The sequence below is a fragment of the Spirillospora sp. NPDC049652 genome (assembly GCF_040675125.1).
Classification (GTDB): Bacteria; Actinomycetota; Actinomycetes; order Streptosporangiales; family Streptosporangiaceae; genus Spirillospora.
Window position 1 is genome coordinate 1 of record NZ_JBFAOF010000888.1, and the last position, 2,997, is coordinate 2,997.

A 2,997-nucleotide genomic window follows, 5' to 3' on the forward strand; every position below is an offset into this window, starting at 1 on the left:
GGTCTGGCGCACCTCGTGGTCGGCGAGCCGGAACTTGGCGACGCCGCGCGTGTAGACCAGGCCCTCCTCGGGCTTGCGGACGTGCCGCCACAGCGCGCGGCGCAGCACCTCGGCCATCCGGGCGTCGCCCTTGACCGCGGACGCGGCGGCGGGCTCCTCTCCGGTGGGCGCGCCGAGCAGGTCGTCCACCGTCGCCTGGTCGACCTGGACCTCGCCGAGCGCGGGCAGGACGGACGAGATGTAGGCGAGGAACGCGCGGTTCGGCCCCACGATCAGCACCCCGGACCGGGCCAGCCGCTCCCGGTGGGTGAACAGCAGGTAGGCGGCGCGGTGCAGGCCGACGGCGGTCTTGCCGGTGCCGGGCGCGCCCTGCACGCACACCGTGCGGCCGAGGTCCGCGCGGACGATCACGTCCTGCTCGGGCTGGATGGTGGCGACGATGTCGCGCATCGGGCCGGTGCGCGGCCGCTCGATCTCGGCGGTGAGCAGCGCCGAGGTGTGGACGGGCGCGTCGAGCGGCTCGTCCTCGAACGCGGTCAGCTCGCCGCCGCGGAACCCGAACCGGCGGCGCGTCCGCCAGCCCATCGTGTCGGCCGGGCCCGCCTGGTAGAACGCGCGGCAGACGGGGGCGCGCCAGTCCAGCACCAGCGGACGCCGGTCGCCGCCGTCGTCGTGGACGTGCCGCCGCCCCACGTACATCGTCGCGAGCCCGTCCGCCTCGCCGGACTCGTCGTCCGGGCTCTCCCGGACTTGCTGGTGGTCGCGGTCCATCCGGCCGAAGAACAGCGGGGTGTCGGGGTGGTCGGCGAGCGCGGCGACCCGCTGGTCGAGCAGCGACTCCAGGTACTTGCGCGACACCCAGTCGGCGGCCATGTCCGCCGACAGGCTCGCGGCGTGCTCGCGCATCCGGCGCAGCGCCTCGCGGGCCGCCGCGAGGTGCGCGCGCTCGGCGGTCAGGACCTCGGTCGTCCCCGTGGGCGTGGTGGCCCTGGGCTCGGCCTTCTGGGGCAGGGTTTCTCCGGGCATGCGAACAGACCTCCGGTCGGAGAGCGGTCGTTGGCGAAACCCACGACCTTACCCGGCGGGTCGTCCGCCCGCCCCGCCTTCTGATCATCCGGCCGGGAGACGAGCGCCCCGGTCCGGCCCGGCCCTCGGGTGAAGTGCGGCCGTTCCGTTGGGGTGGGGATTGCGTTGATCGCGGAAGAAGATCTTCGTGGCCGGGCGCCGGCCGGACGCGGTCCGGAGAGTGGGGAGAGGGAGCGGTGGGCGACGAGGGGACGGACGTGGCGGTGGCAGGCGAAGCCGGGATCAAGGTCGTGGCCGGGGACGTGCGGTTCCCGGCACTGTGCCGCGGCTTCAACCCCAGGTGGCACGCGAATCCCGAGTACGTCCGGTTGGTGCGCGACAGCAAGGAGGTCAGGGCGGCGCTGCAAGAGGCGGTGAAGGAGCGGCCCACGGGCGAGCGGACGCGGATCACCGTCCGCTCCGGCGGGCACTGCTATGAGGACTTCGTCTGCTCCGGCGACGTGCGGGTGATCATCGACGTCTCGCTCATGAACCGGATCTACGAGGACCCCGGCATGGGCCCGGACGTGGTCTGTGTCGAGGCCGGGGCCACCAACGGCGGCCTGCGCAAGAACCTGTTCCTGCGGACGGGGCGGGTGCTGCCCGGCGGTTCGTGCCCGTCGGTCGGCGTCGGCGGGCACGTGCCGGCGGGCGGGTTCGGCCTGCTGTCGCGGCAGTTCGGCCTCACCGTCGACTACCTGTGCGCGGTCGAGGTCGCCGTGGTGGACGAGAACCGCAAGGTGCGGCTGGTCGTCGCGACCTCCAGGTCGGAGGAGCGGGACCTGTGGTGGGCGCACACCGGTGGCGGGGGCGGCAACTTCGGCATCGTGACCCGCTTCTGGTTCCGCGAGCTCCCGAAGGCTCCGGAGCGGGTCCTGCTCACCGTCAGCGGGTGGAAATGGTCGAAGATGAACCGGGCGCACTTCGGCCGCATCATCGACAACTTCGGCGAGTTCTTCGCCACGACGGACCCGGAGGCCAAGGAGCGCTACCGGCCCCTGTTCGCGATCCTGCTGCTCAACCACCGCAGCAAGGACGAGATCGGGCTGATCGCCCAGATCGACGCCACTCTCCCCGATGCCAGGGCCCGGCTCGAAGAGTTCCTGGCCGCCATGAACCGGGAGGTCGGCCCGGTCCGGGGGTCGCTGACCCAGGCGCACGGGGAGTATCCGGCGCTCGCGGGTCTGGAGAGCCCGACGATGCTGCCGTGGAACACCGTGGACAAACTGCTCGGGCCGGTGGACAACCTGCGCTGCGGCAAGCACAAATCCGCGTACATGCTCCGTCCGCTTCCGAAGGAGCAGATCGACGCGCTGTGGGAGGCGCTCGCGTTGGAGGATCCTGATGTGGTGCGGGACGCGGTCGTCCAGATCGACTCCTACGGCGGCGCGATCAACGACGTGGGGGCCTCGGACACGGCGGTGATCCAGCGGAGTTCGGTGCTCAAGCTGCAGCACCAGATCTACTGGCCGGTGGACCGGGACGGCGAGGGCCACCTGCGCTGGATCCGGGAGCTGTACCAGCGGATGTACCAGGGCACAGGCGGGGTGCCGGTCCCCGACGGCCACGGCGGGCAGCACACGACGGACGGCTGCTACATCGGCTATCCCGACGTCGATCTGAGCGATCCGGAATGGAACGGTTCCGATGTTCCGTGGTCGACCCTCTACTACGGGCGCCACTACAGCGGCCTTCAGGACATCAAGCGCAACTGGGATCCGCTCGACATCTTCCACCACCGCCAGTCGATCCGGCCGAAGGGGCTATCGTAGGGGCGTCGTGATCTGGATCACATGATGGAGATCACATGGTGCTGCGGATGGGCGAACGGCGGGCCGCGGCCTGGCCGGGCTCCGGCGAGGGGCTCCGGGCGGCGGACGTGACGGTCCGGTTCGGCGGGGTCACGGCCGTGGACGGCGCGGGACTGAGCGC

The 2,997-nt window shown here is 71.7% G+C and carries 2 protein-coding genes; one reads left to right on the forward strand and one right to left on the reverse strand.

The window, feature by feature from the left end:
* The coding region (locus AB0J52_RS34385; RefSeq protein ID WP_500187069.1) for a helicase domain-containing protein at nt 1-1,026 on the reverse strand (1,026 nt) is incomplete at its 3' end.
* Between the two features lie 263 nt (nt 1,027-1,289).
* Between AB0J52_RS34385 and AB0J52_RS34390 the strand changes: the two genes are divergently transcribed.
* Nucleotides 1,290-2,837, forward strand: a complete 1,548-nt coding sequence (locus tag AB0J52_RS34390) for an FAD-binding oxidoreductase (protein WP_500187070.1) — start codon at nt 1,290-1,292, stop codon at nt 2,835-2,837.
* Nucleotides 2,838-2,997: the final 160 nt, after the last annotated feature.